Annotated in this window: 14 protein-coding genes and 1 pseudogene; 7 read left to right on the top strand and 8 right to left on the bottom strand. The window is 71.3% G+C overall.

The features are described from left to right. Nucleotides 1-7: 7 nt before the first annotated feature. Nucleotides 8-1,465 carry an aldehyde dehydrogenase family protein gene (locus tag ACWH4W_RS16755; RefSeq protein WP_473076528.1) on the bottom strand — a complete coding sequence of 486 codons (1,458 nt, stop codon included), beginning with the start codon at nucleotides 1,463-1,465 and terminating at the stop codon, nucleotides 8-10. Nucleotides 1,466-1,727: 262 nt separating this feature from the next. On the opposite strand from ACWH4W_RS16755, the gene ACWH4W_RS16750 reads away from it, so the two are divergent. Beyond that, nucleotides 1,728-2,521, top strand: a protein-coding gene (locus ACWH4W_RS16750) for an IS5 family transposase (RefSeq protein ID WP_473077522.1) whose coding sequence is annotated in 2 segments (ribosomal slippage) — nucleotides 1,728-2,049 and nucleotides 2,049-2,521 — 795 coding nt in all. Because the reading frame shifts where the segments join, the coding sequence is not laid out codon by codon here. A 28-nt stretch (nucleotides 2,522-2,549) separates the two neighbouring features. Here the strand turns inward: ACWH4W_RS16750 and ACWH4W_RS16745 are convergent. After that, a pseudogene (locus tag ACWH4W_RS16745) lies at nucleotides 2,550-2,744 on the bottom strand (IS630 family transposase); the annotation flags it as partial. Nucleotides 2,745-3,224: 480 nt separating this feature from the next. On the opposite strand from ACWH4W_RS16745, the gene ACWH4W_RS16740 reads away from it, so the two are divergent. Continuing rightward, entirely contained in the window at nucleotides 3,225-3,383 is a 159-nt protein-coding gene (locus ACWH4W_RS16740) for a hypothetical protein (protein WP_473076527.1), read from the top strand. 179 nt (nucleotides 3,384-3,562) lie between these two features. On the opposite strand, the gene ACWH4W_RS16735 is transcribed toward ACWH4W_RS16740, so the two are convergent. The 4 genes from ACWH4W_RS16735 to ACWH4W_RS16720 form a co-directional block, all read right to left on the bottom strand. After that, nucleotides 3,563-4,426 (bottom strand): lasso peptide biosynthesis B2 protein, encoded by an 864-nt coding sequence (locus ACWH4W_RS16735; RefSeq protein ID WP_473076526.1) that lies wholly within the window; start codon nucleotides 4,424-4,426, stop codon nucleotides 3,563-3,565. After that, the gene (locus ACWH4W_RS16730) at nucleotides 4,423-6,363 is read right to left on the bottom strand and encodes an albusnodin/ikarugamycin family macrolactam cyclase (protein WP_473076525.1); all 1,941 of its coding nucleotides are present in this window, start codon (nucleotides 6,361-6,363) and stop codon (nucleotides 4,423-4,425) included. Before ACWH4W_RS16730 ends, ACWH4W_RS16735 begins: the two co-directional genes overlap by 4 nt. 8 nt (nucleotides 6,364-6,371) lie before the next feature. Beyond that, entirely contained in the window at nucleotides 6,372-6,572 is a 201-nt protein-coding gene (locus ACWH4W_RS16725; RefSeq protein ID WP_473076524.1) for a lasso RiPP family leader peptide-containing protein, read from the bottom strand. Nucleotides 6,573-6,941: 369 nt separating this feature from the next. Beyond that, nucleotides 6,942-8,144: an ROK family transcriptional regulator gene (locus tag ACWH4W_RS16720; protein WP_473076523.1), complete on the bottom strand. Its 1,203-nt coding sequence runs from the start codon at nucleotides 8,142-8,144 to the stop codon at nucleotides 6,942-6,944. Nucleotides 8,145-8,996: 852 nt separating this feature from the next. Between ACWH4W_RS16720 and ACWH4W_RS16715 the strand changes: the two genes are divergently transcribed. The 3 genes from ACWH4W_RS16715 (at nucleotide 8,997) to ACWH4W_RS16705 (ending at nucleotide 12,620) form a co-directional block, all read left to right on the top strand. Then, the gene (locus ACWH4W_RS16715; protein WP_473076522.1) at nucleotides 8,997-10,445 is read left to right on the top strand and encodes an alanine/glycine:cation symporter family protein; all 1,449 of its coding nucleotides are present in this window, start codon (nucleotides 8,997-8,999) and stop codon (nucleotides 10,443-10,445) included. A 373-nt stretch (nucleotides 10,446-10,818) separates the two neighbouring features. Beyond that, nucleotides 10,819-12,018, top strand: a complete 1,200-nt coding sequence (locus ACWH4W_RS16710; protein ID WP_473076521.1) for a hypothetical protein — start codon at nucleotides 10,819-10,821, stop codon at nucleotides 12,016-12,018. 11 nt (nucleotides 12,019-12,029) lie between these two features. Beyond that, nucleotides 12,030-12,620, top strand: a complete 591-nt coding sequence (locus ACWH4W_RS16705) for a hemerythrin domain-containing protein (protein WP_473076520.1) — start codon at nucleotides 12,030-12,032, stop codon at nucleotides 12,618-12,620. 415 nt (nucleotides 12,621-13,035) lie between these two features. Here the strand turns inward: ACWH4W_RS16705 and ACWH4W_RS16700 are convergent, their stop codons facing one another. Then, on the bottom strand, nucleotides 13,036-13,608 hold the full coding sequence (locus ACWH4W_RS16700) for a hypothetical protein (protein ID WP_473077521.1): 573 nt from the start codon (nucleotides 13,606-13,608) through the stop codon (nucleotides 13,036-13,038). Nucleotides 13,609-14,147: 539 nt separating this feature from the next. Then, the gene (locus ACWH4W_RS16695; protein WP_473076519.1) at nucleotides 14,148-14,405 is read right to left on the bottom strand and encodes a hypothetical protein; all 258 of its coding nucleotides are present in this window, start codon (nucleotides 14,403-14,405) and stop codon (nucleotides 14,148-14,150) included. A gap of 658 nt (nucleotides 14,406-15,063) precedes the next feature. Here ACWH4W_RS16695 and ACWH4W_RS16690 point away from each other — a divergent pair. Both ACWH4W_RS16690 and ACWH4W_RS16685 read left to right on the top strand, forming a co-directional pair. Next, entirely contained in the window at nucleotides 15,064-15,366 is a 303-nt protein-coding gene (locus ACWH4W_RS16690; RefSeq protein WP_473076518.1) for a Rieske (2Fe-2S) protein, read from the top strand. 112 nt (nucleotides 15,367-15,478) lie between these two features. Then, nucleotides 15,479-15,931, top strand: a complete 453-nt coding sequence (locus ACWH4W_RS16685) for a DUF1360 domain-containing protein (RefSeq protein ID WP_473077520.1) — start codon at nucleotides 15,479-15,481, stop codon at nucleotides 15,929-15,931. Nucleotides 15,932-16,142: the final 211 nt, after the last annotated feature.

The raw sequence follows: 16,142 nt of genomic DNA, 5'->3' as shown, positions 1-16,142 counted from the left end.
GATCTGATCAGTGAGCGGACTGCGTGTGGTCCTGCTCCACGTACACCTTGAGGGCCTGGAACTCCTCGATCGCTCGCGGGCCGCACAGGTAGCCGTAACCGCTTCCCTTGACGCCGCCCTCCTCGAAGTCCTCGCTGATGGCTCCCCAGGTGTTGATCCATACCGTGCCGGTGCGGATGCGCCGGGCGATCCGGCGGGCCTTCATCGAGTCCGAGCTGAACACCGAGGCGGCCAGGCCGTAGATGGTGGCGTTCGCCTTGGTCACGGCGTCGTCCTCGTCATCGAAGATCTCGAACGTCTGGACCGGACCGAAGACCTCTTCCTGCACGATCCGGACGTCGGTGCGGTCCACCTCGATCAGGCTCGGCCGGTAGAACGCGCCGGCGGCCAGCGGGCCGTCGGTGACCACACCGCCGCGCAGGAGTACCGTGCCGTACGAGGCGGCTTCCTCGACGATCGCGTCCACCCGCTGGGCGGACGCCCGGTCGATCACCGGGCCGAGCTGGGCCTTCTCGTCGTCGCCCGACCCGAGCCGCACCTGCGCGAGCGCGGCGGTAAGCCGAGTGCGCACCTGGTCGGCGATGTCCCGGTGAACCAGTACACGGGAGCCGGTGCAGCAGAACTGCCCGTTCATCAGCACCAGCGACTGCACCACGGTGGGGATCACCATGTCCAGATCGGCGTCGGGGAAGATCACCAGCGGAGTCTTGCCGCCCAGTTCCAGACCGAGCCGCTTGAGGGTGGGGGCGGCCGCGGCCGCGATGTGGCGGCCGACTGACGTACTGCCGGTGTAGTTGATCACGTCGACCTTGTCCGAGGAGACCAGGAACGGGGCCCCGGTGTTGCCGGACTCGGTGAACACGCTGACCACGCCCGCCGGGATCTCCGGGACCGAGGCAAGGGCCTGCGCGAACAGCTCATTGGTCAGCGCCGTCTGAGCCGGAAGTTTGACCACGGCGGTGCAGCCGGCGGCCAGCGCGGGGCCCAGGGCCCGCACGGTCAGCATGACGGGGGAGTTCCAGGGAGAAATGATCCCGGCGACACCGAGCGGCTCGGGCACCGAGTGGGTGTACTGGCCGGGTGCCGTCTCGGCGGCGCGCCCGGCGGTCTGGGTGCGCGCAGAGGCCGCCGCGTACCGCAGCCACCCGACTGCACCGCTGACCTCCCACGTGGTCTCACCCAGAAGCTTGCCGTTCTCCCGGGACAGCATGGCCGCAACCTCGGGTACCCGGGCCTCGAGGGCGTCGGCCAGCCGGCTGAGCGCGGTCGCCCGGAGCGAGGGAGTGCGCGCCCATTCGGTGGTCGCGAACGCGGTGGCGGCGGCGTCCACGGCGGCCGAGGCCTCTGCCTCGCCACCGTCGTAGAACGAGCCGACGACGGTGCCGTCGGCCGGGTTGATCGATTCCAGAACCGAGCCGGAGCCGGTCCACTGTCCGTTGATCCAGTGCTGCGCGATGGTGTTCATGGTCCGCTCCTCATGGTCTCGCCCGGGTACCGGGCGGATTCGATGTCTCCACGAGAATGGCTCGGCCACCGTGCCGACAGCCTCCGTCAGCTGACTGACATCCGGCCGACGGCTCGCTTACGTCAGCACCGGGGCAGCGCCGAGACCCGACCGGTGGCTCTCAGTGGGCGTTAAGAGGTCCTGACAGAAGTTGTTGATCAAGCAACCATCGACCTGTCCGCTCGTGGGTCGGGGCGTGGGGAGACGTCAGTCGCGGCCGTGGATCGTGCCGGACGAACTGTGGTCGCTCATCGAGCCGTTGCTGCCCGAGCCGGGGCCGAAGCTGGTGGCGGGACGGCCACGGGTGCCGGACCAGCAGGCCCTGTGCGGGATCCTGTTCGTGCTGCACACCGGCATCCAGTGGGAGTACCTGCCCCAGGAGCTGGGCCTCGGCTCAGGGATGACCTGCTGGCGGCGCCTGGCGGCCTGGAACGAGGCCGGTGTGCGGGAGAAGCTGCACCTGGCGCTGCTGAAGAAGCTGCGGTCGGTGAAGCAGCTGGACTGGTCGCGGGCGGTGATCGACTCCTCCCCTGTGCGGGCGGCCCGACGGGGCCCAGAAGCGGTCCCAGCCCGGTCGGCCGCGCACGGCCGGGCAGCAAGCACCACGTCCTCGCCGACGGGCAGGGAATCCCGCTCGCGCTGTCGCTGACCGGCAGAAACCGCAACGACGTCACCCAGCTCCTGCCCCTGCTGGACAAGGTCCCACCGGTCGCCGGCCTCGTCGGCAGGCCACGGCGACGGCCGGACACGCTCTTCGCGGACCGCGGCTACGACCACGACAAGTACCGGCGGCTGCTGTGGCAGCGAGGTGTCCGGCCCGTAATTGCGGAACGCGGCCAGCCGCACGGTTCTGGCCTGGGCCTCTTCCGCTGGGTCGCCGAACGCACCATCTCCTGGCTGCACGGCTTCCGCCGCCTGCGCATCCGCTGGGAACGACGGGACGACATCCACGAAACCTTCCTCGGCCTCGCCGCCTGCCTCATCACCCACCGCCATGTTCAACGCCTTTGTCACTGAGGTTGAACTCGTGATGTCGCGCCGTTGCTCAGGCGGGCCTGATGGTCAGTCCGGTCTCGGCGAGGCAGCCCTCCACGAGGTCACTGCGGTACTGGATGTGGCGGAGGCCGCGTCGGATGCGCTGGACGAGGTGTCCAGGGGTGCTGGAGGCGACGTTGGAGAGCCAGCCGCGCCGCAGCAGTGACCAGATCCCTTCGACGGGGCCGGGGTCGGGTGCGTAGGGCGCGGCTCCCGGTGATGAACGCCCCCCTATGGATGTGATGGAAATCACACGACTCGGGGTGGAGGCCGCTCAAGGGGGTTCGGCGGGGGCCGACCGGACTGGGCGGCTCTGTTTTTGGGCTCCGAGAGGGTGAGCAGGGACCCTTCGGTCTTCGATTCGGCACCTGTGGTGTGTCCGGGGTCCGTCGTGCGTGGTGTCGCCGCGGCGTGGGCATGTCGTGCCGGTGTCCCGTCGGCCCTCTGCGGGGTCGTTCGAGGCGGGGGACGCACTGCGGGCCGTCTTGTCTTTCGTTTTTCCGTTTCCGGCGGGAGTCGCGCCGGGCGTTGCTCCGATTTGAATGATCGGTATCGATAACCTGCGGGCGTAAGGCCCCTGTAAGCACGTCAGCGCCACAGGAAGGGCGATTGATTTCAACCGGGTCGCAGAGAACACTGGATTACGCAAAGGGGGCGGTGATCCGTGGAAGGGAGGTGGCAAAACATGGGTGTCAAGATGACGATGACCACCCGATGCTCGGTTTCCCTGCAGCGGGAGCAGCTGCGGATGGTCATCATCGTCGTCGTCCTCGTGCTCTGGCTTGTGCTGGCGCAGGTGCACGGGGCTGCGACGCCGGTTGACGCGCTGTTGGGGCGCGTCTGAGGAACCTGTCCGTTCCTCGCGAAGGGCGGTTGCCGACAGGGCGGCCGCCCTTTCGCCTTGCCAGGTTAGCGCGGAAAGAGTGAGGGGTGAAGCCCTTTCCCGCGCCGACTCGGCCACGGCGCTTGAAACTGCCCGGTAATGTCTTCGCCCGTGGCCCGAAAGGGCGGGATTCGAAGAAATCACGTCGTCAGAATGCGCCGGAAGGCATCGATGCCCTGCTCGTCAGTGGCCATGACCGGGCCGGCCTCGGTTTCGATCCAGGCGTGGAACCGGTACGGGTCGGCGGCCGTGCCGATGCACCACGTCGTCCGGCGTCTGCGCAGGGCCAGCAGCGTGAGCGCGGCCAAGGAGGTTTCGAGGCAGGCCGCGCGTCCGGGATAGCGTGCGGCAGCCTGTCGTACCGCTGCCAGAGCCGCCGCGGCCTGGGCCCCGGTGGCGTCGAGCCGGCACCAGTGGTGCGAGGTCCAGCGCACCACCCGCAGGAGCACGGGGAAGGGCAGCCGGATCAGCACCAGGGCGATCAGCAGGCAGAGCAGTCCCAGCGGCGGAGTGCGGCGGACAGGGGGGCGGCCCGGACGGGGCGCCTGTGCCCCGGGATCGGCCGCCATGGTCACCTCCGCTGTGCCGGCTGCACTCCTTGCGTCGTCGGCGAGGGGATGCGCGCGACGTGCCGGGCCGGCAGCGGTTCCGGGCGCACCCGGGCCGTCGCCCGGCCCGTTCCCGGTGGCCGCCGAGGGGTTCTCGCCGGGGAGTGGGTCCGGCTGCCCGCCCGCGGGACAGGCGGTGAGCAGACCGCGCTCGAGGAGGGCGTCGGCCAGTTGCCGCGCGTCGTGACGGATCAGGTCCCTGCTCAGCGCCGGGAAGTGGTGCGCCGTCACGCGGACGCCCGTCTCGAAGTCCCGGCTGCGGCGCCACTCCTGCCACAGCAGGCCCGCCACGGGGTTCATGGCGAAGCAGTGCCCCGAGCGGGTGTCCAGCAGCACAGCGTCTCCGTGGTCGCCCAGGCTCTCCTGCACGAAGTCAGGTACGTGCAGCCGGCTCACGGCGCCTCCCCGGCCGTACCGAGGCCGTCCAGCCAGACGTCCACCCCCACCAAGCGGTTGAGCGCGGAGAAGGGGGCGGCAAAGCCGTGCACGGCGGCGTCGAGGTCGGCGATGACGCGTGCGGGTTCGATGACGCCCAGGTCGGCGAGCGGCGAGCGGGCCAGCCGCGCACGCAGATCTGCCGCGGCGCGGCGAACACCCCGGTAGTCCTCGGCCGCGTAGGCGCCCTTGGTACGCCGGTCCAGCACGGCGTCGGGCACCGCACCGGCCAGCGCGGCCCTCAGGAGCGGTTTGACGGTGAAGGGGTCCGCCTTCGCCGGCGTCGGCAGGCTCATCGCCGCCCGGACGACGGCGCCGTCCAGGAAAGGTGCTTGCGGCCACACCCCGAACGGCCGGGCCACGTCGACCAGGTGACTGTGCAGGCCGGCCGAGGTGTGCAGTTCGGTGAGTGCTGCGCGCGTGCCGGGAGCCGGCCCCGGCCCTTCGCGCCGTGCCTGCCCGGCCCGCTCGACGGCCAGTTCGGCCAGGTCACAGCGGGCTCGTGGGGTCAGCCACGAAGCCTCGGGGCCGGGCGGCGGCCACCAGGCGATGGCGTCCAGCCACTGCGGCGGGTGCGCCGGCGGCTGCTCCAGCCGTGCGGCCAGGTCGTGCAGCGCCCGGTCGATCGGGGTACGGGCCAGCCGCACGGCCCGGCGGGCGACGCCGGCGGGGGCCACGCGGCGCAGCCTGCCCAAGGCGAGGGCGTCGTGCGCGAGACGGCGCACCGCCCGGCCTGCGGCCACCTCGCCGAGGTGTGAGGGCGGGGCGGTCAGCAGGGCGTCGCCGCCCTCACCCGTCACGTGGACGCCGCCCCCTCGGCTCGCGATGTGCGTCAGGCGGCAGCGGAGCCGGGCGACGACCGCGGTGGACGGATCGGGCTGGTCCGGCCGTCCCCGCGCGCTCAGAGCGGCGTACGGCAGTGACGTATCGCCGCCCACGGTCAGGTGCAACCGGACGGCGGCCGATGCGCGGGCGTGCTGCACGGCGTGTTCCAGGTCACCCGCCGGGACTCCCGGATGGTGATAGACGAAGGCGTCCAGTGGTTCTTCCGCCGCCTGCGCGGCGAGGAAGGCCAGCGAGGTGGAGTCCAGACCGCCGCTGAAGTCGCAGGTGACTCGGGGGGCGTCGTGCACGCGTAGGGTGACGGCCTGCCGCAGGGAGTCGCGCAGCCGGGCCGCGGCGTCCTCCATGCAGGCGCCGGCGCCGGGGCCGGGTGCGGCGTAGGACCGGGTGACGGCGTTCGTGGCGCAGTCGACGTGCAGGGCCTCACCGGGACCCAGCCGGTGCACGCCGGTGAAGGCGGTCCGTGTTCCGACGAGTTCCGGCACTGCGGGGCAGACGATGTGCGCCGCGAGCGCCAGGTTGTCCGGGGCCGACTCCCGTCCCGTCAGGGCGGCCACGGCGGTGGCGCGGGTGGAAACGACGGTACGACCGTTGCGGTGTGCGTAGTAGAGCGGGAACTGACCGGCTGGGTCGGTGTAGGCGGTGAAGCGGCCGCTGTGTTCCAGCACCAGCAGCAGGTAGGCCCCCGGCCACCGGGTCAGTGCCTCCCAGTCGCCGTCGTGCGCGGAACGCCTCAGGTCGTCCTCCATCCGTGCGGGGCCGGCCAGGCACTGGCCCACGGCGACGACTCCGGCCCGCTCCGTCGCCGCGGTGCGAACCTCACCGGCGTGCCAGGCGCCCCATGACCACAGCCGGGGGTCGGCGGCCCAGACCTGTGCGGCCGGCGCCGGTAGGCGGGGACCCGGCGGCAGGATCGCCGCGATGGCCGGTCCGGCCGGCAGGCGGATGCCGAGTTCACCGGTGTCCGGGCCGGTGCCGGTGATGCCGGTCGTGCCGCTGGGGCCCGTCGCGGGGGCCGCGCCGAGGGCGCCGGTCGTGCCGGGGAGGACGGCCACGACGACTCCTACCAGTAGTACTGGGCGTTGGCGTCGGCGTTGCCGTTCGGGGAACTGCCCAACGTCAGGTCACGGACGTGTCCGAGATCAACGAGGGAGGGGGACACATAGGCGGCGTCTTGGTCCGGGGGCGGCCCGTCCGGGAACGTTCCGCTTCCGCCATCGGCAGCGCAGCCGGACAACTGCTCGAACAATTCCTCATAGAACATTGAGCCGCCTCGGGTCAAGGGCACGGTTACCTCACCAGAAAGAACAAAACACGAGGAAGTGGCCTTTCCGGCCACCGGTCCACATGAGCGCAGTATGCCACGTGATCTTTAGGCGCAGCCGGGATTCAGCAAGCCGTGCGCGCACTGTCTGACCAGCGGTATTCCCTCGCCGTTCGGACCGGTGAACGGCACGGGCACCAGCCCGTTTCTGGTGTGCGGCACGCCCCCCGTGCAGTTCGATGACGGCGGCGCCGGCAATTGAAGCCGATATCGCGGCCGGCTTGGCGCGCATCCATCATTCCGAAGGACCAAGCACGGCAGAGGCGCCTCACGGAATTCGATCGCCGCGGCACAGCGCCCGCGACCGGGTCACACCGTGCTCTTCGGGCTTTCCTGACCGCGCAGCCCGAGGACGAGGGCCCCCTGAGCCTCGGCCCGCGTCCCCAACTCACTCAGTTCCAGGACGAAGCCGGAATCCTCGGCGACTGCGCCGGGGAGGGCGAAGCGGTGCAGCGACTCCTTGCAGCCCTCCAGGAGCAGGTGGCACTCCGTGAGCTGGCCGCCCACGACCACGACGTCGGGGTTGATGAGACTGCACAGTTGGGCGAGGAAGGAACCCAGGGTGCGTCCCGCGTCCTTGATCACGCGCATACAGACGGGGTCCTGCTCCCGGGCGGCCCGGATCACGTCCTCCAGGTGCTCGAAGTCCGCGGCGCCCGTCCTGGTGCGGGCCTGGCGCACCCGCTGCACCAGTGCTTCCGCGCCGATCACGGTCTCCAGGCAACCGCGGCCCCCGCACTGGCACATCACACCGTCCGGCTCCAGGGTCAGGTGGCCGATCTCCCCGGCCATTCCGCCGCGTCCGCGAAGGAGGTTGTTGTGGATGATGATTCCGGCTCCGACGCCGGTGGAGACCTTGACGTAGATGACGGTCTCCGCGTGTTCCCGCCGGCTGTACGTCTGCTCGGCCAGGGCACCGAGGTTCGCGTCGTTGTCGATGACCGCGTGCACGCCGAGCCACTCCCCCAGGTCCCGTGCCGGGTCGTCACCGTTCCGCCAGGGATGGAGGACGGGCCGCGTGAACTCGTTCGTGCGCGGATCGATCATCCGCGGCACGGCGATGCCGAGCGAGAAGACATCGGACAGGGTGCAGCCGGTGTCCCTGACCGCCTCCCCGATCAGGTCCTGGGCGGCGGGGCGGGCGCGGTTCCAGCCCCGGCTCACCCCTTCCGAGTTGGCGCGGACGGACACGGCCTCGTAATCCTTGTCCAGCCGGCGCGCGACCACCGTGACGTGGTTGAAGCCGACGTGCACCCCCACGCCGACCAGGTCGGTGGGTACGAGGCACACCCTGCCGGCTCGCCCCCCGTCCGTGCGGGCGCCGGTCACCAAGCCTTCCCCTTCCAGTTCCCGGACCGCGGTGGACACCGTTGCCTGGGAAAGCACGGTGCGCCGGGCGATACCGACCTGGGTGTCCGCCTTGATCGCGATGGCCAGCAGTACCTTCCTGCGGTTCTCATTGCGTTTCGGTGATCCGGCTAACCCGTTGAAGAAGTCGCGAATGCCAGCCATGACGCCCCCCTTGGCCTGACCTGCCTCCGCGGGCGGGTCACTTCCCCCTCGACCGTAGCAGGTGGATCTTCGAATTGAAGGAGGGGCGACTTCGATTGACATGACGATCACCGCGGCCACCCGAAGCCCAGGATTCGGGCACGTCCGGCACGCGTGATGGGAATTGACCGAAAATGACATTCGGAGGCCGGGCAACTCACTTGAATGCCCGATCATGCACACGGTTGTGCGTACGCCGTTCGGGGAGTGAGTACGACCCGGGGACGGGCGCAGCGCGGAGGCGAGAAACTCAGCCGGAGACGGAGGGCAGCGCGGAGGCGGAACTCAGCGTGAACGCGGACCTCAGCGCTCAGGTACCGAGGCGGGCGGCGCCGGGGAGGGCCGGGCGGACGGCAGAACGGGGGCCGGGGTCACGGCCGCCACCTCCTTCGACGCACCCGCGGCTCGACTCGCCGAGCAGGCGGTAGCGGTTCGCCCACCGTTGAGCCGTGGCCGGTGAGAACCGGAAGCGTTCGGCGGCCCGGCGCAGGGCCAGCCGTCCTCGACGTCCCTCGCGGCCGGGCGCCGGATGTGCGGGGCGTGCCGCGTCGGGAGCCGGCTGCGGGGCAGGCGTCGGCGACCAGCCCTGCCGGGGGCTTCGACCGGTGGCTTCTCGCATGTGTCGGGCTCATGTGAGATAGAGCACTTTCAAGGACCATAGGCAGAGGCGGCGGCGCCAGCCTAAAGTCCTGGGGTTTGCGGAGCGTTTGCCTCCGCACCACCCGGCCCGACCGTCCGCTCCGTGCACGACCTGTACGCGCATGCGGAAACCGGGCCGATTCCCCGACTCACGAGGAACCGGGAAGCACTCGCATGAGCACGTTGGAAACCTGGGTCGTCGAGCTCAACGACGTCCTCTGGACATACCTGTTGATTCCGCTGGTCGCCGTCGCCGGCGTCTGGTTCACGCTGCGCTCCAAGGGCGTGCAGATCCGTCTGATCCCGGAGATGCTCCGGGTCTTCAAGGACAAGCCGCAGTCCGGCGTCAGCCCCTTCGGCGCCTTCAGCATCTCCGCCGCCGCGCGGATCGGCACCGGCAACATCGCCGGTGTGGCCACCGCGATCACCATGGGCGGCCCCGGAGCCGTCTTCTGGATGTGGATGATGGCCCTGGTCGGCGGTGCCTCGGCGTTCGTCGAGTCGGTCCTGGCCCAGCTGTACAAAGTGCGCGACACCGAGCCCGGTACGTACCGGGGTGGCCCGGCCTACTACATGCAGAAGGCGCTCGGAATGCGCTGGCTCGGCGTGGTCTTCGCCGTTCTGATCACGCTGACGTTCGGGTTCGTGCTGACCGCGGTGCAGTCCAACACCATCACGGTGGCCGCCAAGGGCTCCTTCGGCTCGGACGCCTCCTGGTTCAACCCCGTCCTCGGGGTCGTGCTCGCCGTACTGCTCGCGCTCGCGGTGCTCTTCGGCGTGAAGCGCCTGACGGCCGTCACCAAGATCCTCATCCCGGTGATGGCCGGGCTCTACCTGGTGGTCGGCCTGGTCATCGTGCTCCTCAACCTCGGCAACGTGCCGGGCATGCTCGGCGACATCATCGGCGGGGCTTTCGGCTTCCGCGAGGTCGCCGGTGGCGCCGTGGGCACGGCGATCCTGCAGGGCGTGCGACGCGGCATGTTCTCCAACGAGGCGGGCATGGGTTCCGCCCCGAACGCTGCCGCGGCCGCGGAGACCACGCACCCGGTCAAGCAGGGCCTGGTCCAGACCCTCGGCGTCTACTTCGACACCCTGGTCATCTGCAGCATGACCGCCTTCGTGATCCTCTCCGCCGACCCGACCCTCGGTGAGCGCGGCGGCGCGGACGTCACGCAGGCCGCCTTCACCAGCGCGCTCGGCGACTGGGCCGGTCACCTGCTGACCCTGGTGGTCTTCATGGTCGCCTTCAGCTCCATGATCGGTAACTACTACTACGGCGAGTCCAACATCCAGTTCATCACCCGCAGCAAGAGCGTGATGAGCTCGTACCGCGCCATCGTCATCGCCTGCGCCGTCCTCGGCGCCATCGGCTCCGTCCCGCTGGTCTGGAGTCTCGCGGACGTCACGATGGGCGCGATGGTCCTGGTCAACCTGATCGCGATCATCCCCCTCGGCGCGGTCGCCTTCCGCCTCCTCGACGACTACATGGCCCAGCGCCGCCAGGGCCTCGACCCGGTCTTCCGCAAGGACCAGGTGCCGGGCCTGCGCGGCGAGGTGGAATGCTGGGGCGCGTCGGACGAGGACGCCACCTTGAAGGAGCGGACGCCGGCCGGATCACTCTGACACGAACGCGCCCCGCGCGACCGTACACGTCGAAGGGCGGCATCCTGGAAGGGTGCCGCCCTCGGGTGTCACGGGGCCGGCTGCGGCGCGAAGGGGTGCGCGGTCCGCTGCGCCATCGAGCGCTTGATGCGCGAGGACAGCCGGAAGCGGCCGGCGGCGGACGATCGCCCCTGGGCGCATGAATCCGGTCGCGTCATGGTGCGCCGACACTGTCATCCCGGCTGATCCGGTAGGGGAATCGCACGTCCTCCGGGCGCGAGCGGTGGCTGAAAACCGACGATGACGGGGAGACCCGCAGGGGGACCTGTGCTCGTCGTCCGCGGCGGGGTACCCGTCGGCGCACGTGTTCCCTCGTCCTCAGGAGGCACCCCCCATGACGTTCAATCCGCTCGAGCAGCGGGGCATCCCGCTGGACCGTCAGCTGCGCAGCTGGCGTGAGCTGAACGTGGAGCCGATCGACCCTGACCACTGCGACCCGTACACCCGGTGCCGGATCATCACGATGAACGGGATCGAGGTGGAGGCGATCCAGTTCAGCCACCAGCTCGCCCGGCACACGCGCGATCCCGAGATCAAGCGGCAGCTGGCCCGGACCCGGTACATCGAGGCGCAGCAGCAGAAGGTCGTCAACTGGCTGCTCCCGGGTGTCTCCTCGGTGCTGGAGACCACCATCGCGTACGAGCAGGTGGCCGTGGACCTGACCGCCTGGGTGGCGCGGATGGAGCCGGACCCGTATCTGCAGCAGGCCTACCAGTTCGGTGTGCTGGAGGACTTCGACCACCTGTACCGGTACGCGAACCTGTACGAGATGATCGAGCACCGCAAGGCGGAGTCGATCGTCGACAACCTGACCGAGGTCATGCCGGGCCGGCCCACGCGGTTCCACCACCGCGACCCGGTCGACAACGTCCGCGACCCGTACGCCAAGGACGAGACGAACCCGCTGTCGAAGCTGCACGCGCTGACGATCATGTCGGCGGAGCAGCAGACGATGAACTTCTACATGAACACCGGCCCCACCTACATGGAGCCGATCGCCCGTCAGCTCTACCAGGAGATCGGGCTGATCGAGGAGGAGCACGTCACCCACTACGAGTCCCTGGTGGACCCGGGCGAGACGTGGTGGGAACAGCTCGTCAACCACGAGTACAACGAGTGCTACCTGTACCACTCGTTCATGGAGCAGGAGAGCGACCCCAAGGTCAAGGCGATCTGGGAGCTGCACCTGAACATGGAGCTGGAGCACCTGCGCATCGCCTGCGACCTGATGCGCCGCCACGACGGCCGCGAACCGGCCGAGGTGCTCGCCCCCGAACTGCCCAACGTGCTCACCTTCGAGCCGAACAAGGCCTACATCCGGGAGCTGTTGGACACCCAGATGGACCTGACCACCCTCGGCGCGGGCTACGTCCGCGAGGCGCACGAGCGGTTCGAGAAGATGCAGGAGGGCATCCACGGCGGGGAGAACCCGCCGAGCGACCGGGTGATCCACGAGCACCACGAGATGTTCGGCCGCGAGTACCGCCTCCAGACCGAGGGCGAGCACCCCGACCCCGCCCAGCGCGAGAAGTGAGGACGCCGCACATGTCCGAGCTGCAGACACCTCAGGCCGGCGACGACCAGGCGCCCGACATCGACGTAGTGGCTCTGCTGATGCGTCAGCACGGTGACATCCGCAACCTCTTCGACGAGGTCGAGGCCACCAGCGGCGAGGAACGCCGGAACGCCTTCCGGCGCCTCGTGCGCCTGCTGGCCGTGCACGAGACCGCCGAGGAACAGGTCGTCCACCCCTTCGTCCGCAGGGCGGTCGAGGGTGGTGAGCACGTCGTCAGGGACCGCCTGGCGGAGGAGAAGTCGGCGAAGGAGACGCTGGCGGCCCTGGACGACATGGACACCGACGACCCCAAGTTCATGCCCCTGCTGATGCGGCTGCGCGAGGACGTCCAGGAGCACGCGCGGGCCGAGGAACGCTACGAGTTCGCCCACATCCGGCGCAGCACCGATGTCACCGGCCTCGCCGCCATGGCCAAGGCCGTCAAGGCCGCCGAGGCGATGGCTCCCACCCGGCCCCACCCCGGCGTCGAGTCGGCCACCGCCAACACGGCCCTCGGCCCGGTGGCCGCGCTCGTGGACCGTACGAAGGACGCCATCCACAAGGCCATGGGAAAGAGCTGACGTACCGGGGAGTCGTCAAGTCCGCCGACCTCGAGATCGCCGAGGGGAGTACGGGATGAGTCTGCGGGGGTTCCGAGACGGTCATGCGCCGAACGCGACAGCGGCCGTGTCACGGGACAGGGCTGCGGCGGGCCGCCGTCGGAGGTGAGTCCGCGGGCCTCCGCCTGCGCGTCCCCGGCCGCCGCGGGCTGGGCGACGCCGGCGGAGGCGAGCGGCCCGCCCGTCGTCCTCCGCGGCCACAGGCCGGTCTTCGGGCCGAGGACCCGCTCGAAGCCGCGCGGGTGCGGCAGGGGCAGCGGTGCGCCCACGAGGTCGAAGGCACCGTGCGCGAGCGCGTGGGCGGGCCCCCGCACTCCGGTTCCGCTCGGGGGACGCCCTTCCGCCGGCTCCGGCCGGGGCCCCCGCCGAGGCGCCCTCACTCCGGGCCGAGTTCGACCGTCGTCGTGACCCGGGTGACGGAGGGGTTCCTCGGCGCCGAACCGAACCCGAAGCGCACGGGCGGCTCGACGGGTGCCGTCGCCCCGAGGTCCGCGCCCTCGTAGGCCGCCGACACGGCACGGATCGGCAGCAGGTCCCGGGCGCCGTACCACTCCCGGCGGCCCCGGCCGGCGCTGCCGCGGGTGCGCACGCCGGGCAGCAGCAGGCGGGCGGGCCGGTCCGTCAGCGCGCTCCATGCCGGACGGCGGGCGAGCGGGCCGGGCACGGCCCGCAGCGCGAAGCCCGGAAGCCCTCGCCGGCCGGTGGTGAAACGCAGGTCGAGGGGCCCGGCGGTGACGGTCCAGGCGTCGTCCGTGACGCTCACCTCGACCGGGACGACGCGGACCGTGTCGAAGGCGTAGGTGCCGCTGATGAAATCCGCTGTCGCGGGCGTGGGGGCCAGCAGCAGCCTGTCCCCGTCGGGCCGCTCCAGCATCACGTCACTGAACGCTCCGAAGGGTGACCGTCGCCAGTGTCCGAGCACGATCCGCGTGCCGGAGGAGGTGCCCATGCCCGCGATCCAGCCGTCGAAGCGCACGCGCGGGCGTCGCCTGGCGGCGCCGGAATCCGGGCGAGGGGTGTCAGGGGGGAGGCGGGGAGGCGCGCTCCGGGACGCACGGCCTGGAGGACCCGAGCCGTCCATGCCTGACTCCTTCCGGGAAGTGCGCCAAGGGCTCACCGAGAGCGGTTTCCCGGAGGCCCGCCGCGACGGTCGGCGTCTCCTCCGGCACATCGCCGCCGGTGCCGGCCCGCGGCCACGGCTCGTGCTCGACGGACGTCTCCCCGAGCATGCGGCCCCTCGTCCTCGTCCACGGCGTCCACGGCCGGTCCCCGGGCAGGAGCGTCCGGACCGCCTCGGGCCGGAACGGCCGGTGGACGAACGTCCGCGTCGGCCGGCGCATCCGCTGCTCCGCTCCGTGTGCCACCACGGGCGTCGGGTCCCCCGCGAACGATCGAGGGAAACCGGCGGCGCCCGGCAGGGCGGACGGAACGGCCAGCCCGTGAAGAGGGCCGGCGCGCCGGGCGACCGGACGGAACGCCTCGCCCGGCTCAGGGAAGGTAGTAGGTCTGCCGCAGGAACGCGGCCGTGTCCCGCAGGGCCTGGGCATAGCCCGCCTTGTAGCGCGCGTCCGCGTCGGTGCGCCGGCTTTCGGCCTCCGCCCACTGGTCGAGGTGCAGGGCGATGTCGAGATGGTTGCGGTAGAGCGTGCCGTGTTCGCCGTCGAGGGCCGCCCGTGCGCGCTCCTCGTCCCAGTCCTCCAGCTCGCCGGTGTCGAAATCCAGCAGTTCCTCGTCAGGCCGCCGCACGGTTTCCTCCTTCGTTCCCCTCGAACCGATGACGAGCAGCCCCCGTCGTGCCTCCCGGGTACCCTCCATCGGGTCCCGGTCGCGTCTGACGACCGGCTTCCGGACGACGGGCCTCCTGGGCGACGGACAGGAGGCGGCGTCGCCTCTCCCCGCGGTCCGCCACTGCGCCTGGCTGAGGCCGAGTACGCGCGCTTCAGCCGGCACGGCCTCCCTCACAGCACCGGCCCGCTCCGCGGCCCCGGTGATCGTCCCTCAGGAACAGGCGGTCCGTGCCGCCCTGCCGCGGCGGGTCCTCGCCCGCCTGCTCCTGCCCCGGGGCCGTTGCGGGGGTTCGTCCGGCCGGCCGGCCGTTTGCGGCATGCGCAGGCGGGGACCCGGCTGCTCATGACCACGACGCCACGCCGTCGGATGCGGCGGAGCCGGGTCCTGCGGCTGCTGGACCGCCTGGAACGAGACCCCCGGGCCGACGCGTTGATCGACGCGATCGGCCGGGGTGTGCGTGCCCTGCCGCCCGGTCGCGGCCGGGACGCGCTGCGCGGAAGGCGGCTGGGCCACCCCGGGCGTCCGCTGATGGCGCAGGTGCCGATCGGCAGCCGGCTGTCCGCGGCCCTGCGCGGTCCACGGCCTGCTGGGAGTGGAGGCGGTCGGAGCCGGCGGCATGCCGGGCGGCCACCTCGCCGGACCGCTGTCCGAGGGGACGACTGCCGACGGGTGTCTCCCGTGCCCCTGGCGCGGAGGCGTCCTCCGTCTCCCCGACGGCTGGAACGTACGCGGCCCCGCCGCCGCTCCCCGGCCCGCCTTCGACACGCGGATCACCGACGGCCATGTCGAGATGCGCCTGCGCCGGGACGGCCGGGCGGAGCACGCGGACAACTACCGGGAGACGGAGCGGCCGCCGGGCGCCGCGGAGGAGGGTGTGACCCATGGATCCCCTGACCAGCACGTCCGACGACAGGGCTGACGCCACAGGCGACGCCGCGGTCGGCAGGACGGCTGACAACCGCCTCGCATCACGCCTGCGCGGGCTTGCCCGGCGCACCGGACGACGGTACTCCGCGGGGCACGACCGCCCGCTGGGCGGTTATCTGGCGTCCATGGCGGGATTCGGGGCGTACACGGCGGCATGGGCCACGGCGGTACGGCTGCGCGGGACCCCCGTGCCCGACCGGCCCCAGCCCTGGGACGTGGTCCTGACCTCGGTCGCCACCTTCCGGCTCAGCAGGCTGCTGAGCAAGGCGTCCGTCACCAGTCCGCTGCGTGCGCCCTTCACGCGGTACGTCGGCCCGCAGGGTCCCGCCGAACTGCACGAGGAGGCGGAACCGGAAGGCGGCAAGGACGCCGTCGGCGAGCTGGTGACCTGCCCGTTCTGCACGAGCGTGTGGGTGGTGTCCACCCTGACCGCCGGCCAGTTGCTGTGGCCGAGGGCGACCCGGACCGCCATGGGCGCGCTCACGGCACTGGCGGGCGCGGACGCGCTGCAGCTGGCGTACGGCGCACTGGTGAGCCGGACCACCGGGGACGACTGACCTGGCCCGCGGAGTGCCGGAGTGCGACGGCGCCCACGCCGGCCGCTGCACTCCGCCACCCCCCTGTGCACCTGTGCGCAGAAGCCCCGCCGGGCCCCGGCGGGGCTTCGTCCGACCCGTCCAGCCGCATCCCGCGGTTCCTGGCGGGACGACCGACCGTGCGTCGTCAGAAGATCAGGGGCGGTGGCGACGTCTCTCCGCGGCACGTCGG

This window comes from Streptomyces sp. DSM 120436 (assembly GCF_055778765.1).
Note: the sequence above shows the minus strand (reverse complement) of the source record. Positions and strands in the feature narration are given on the sequence as shown.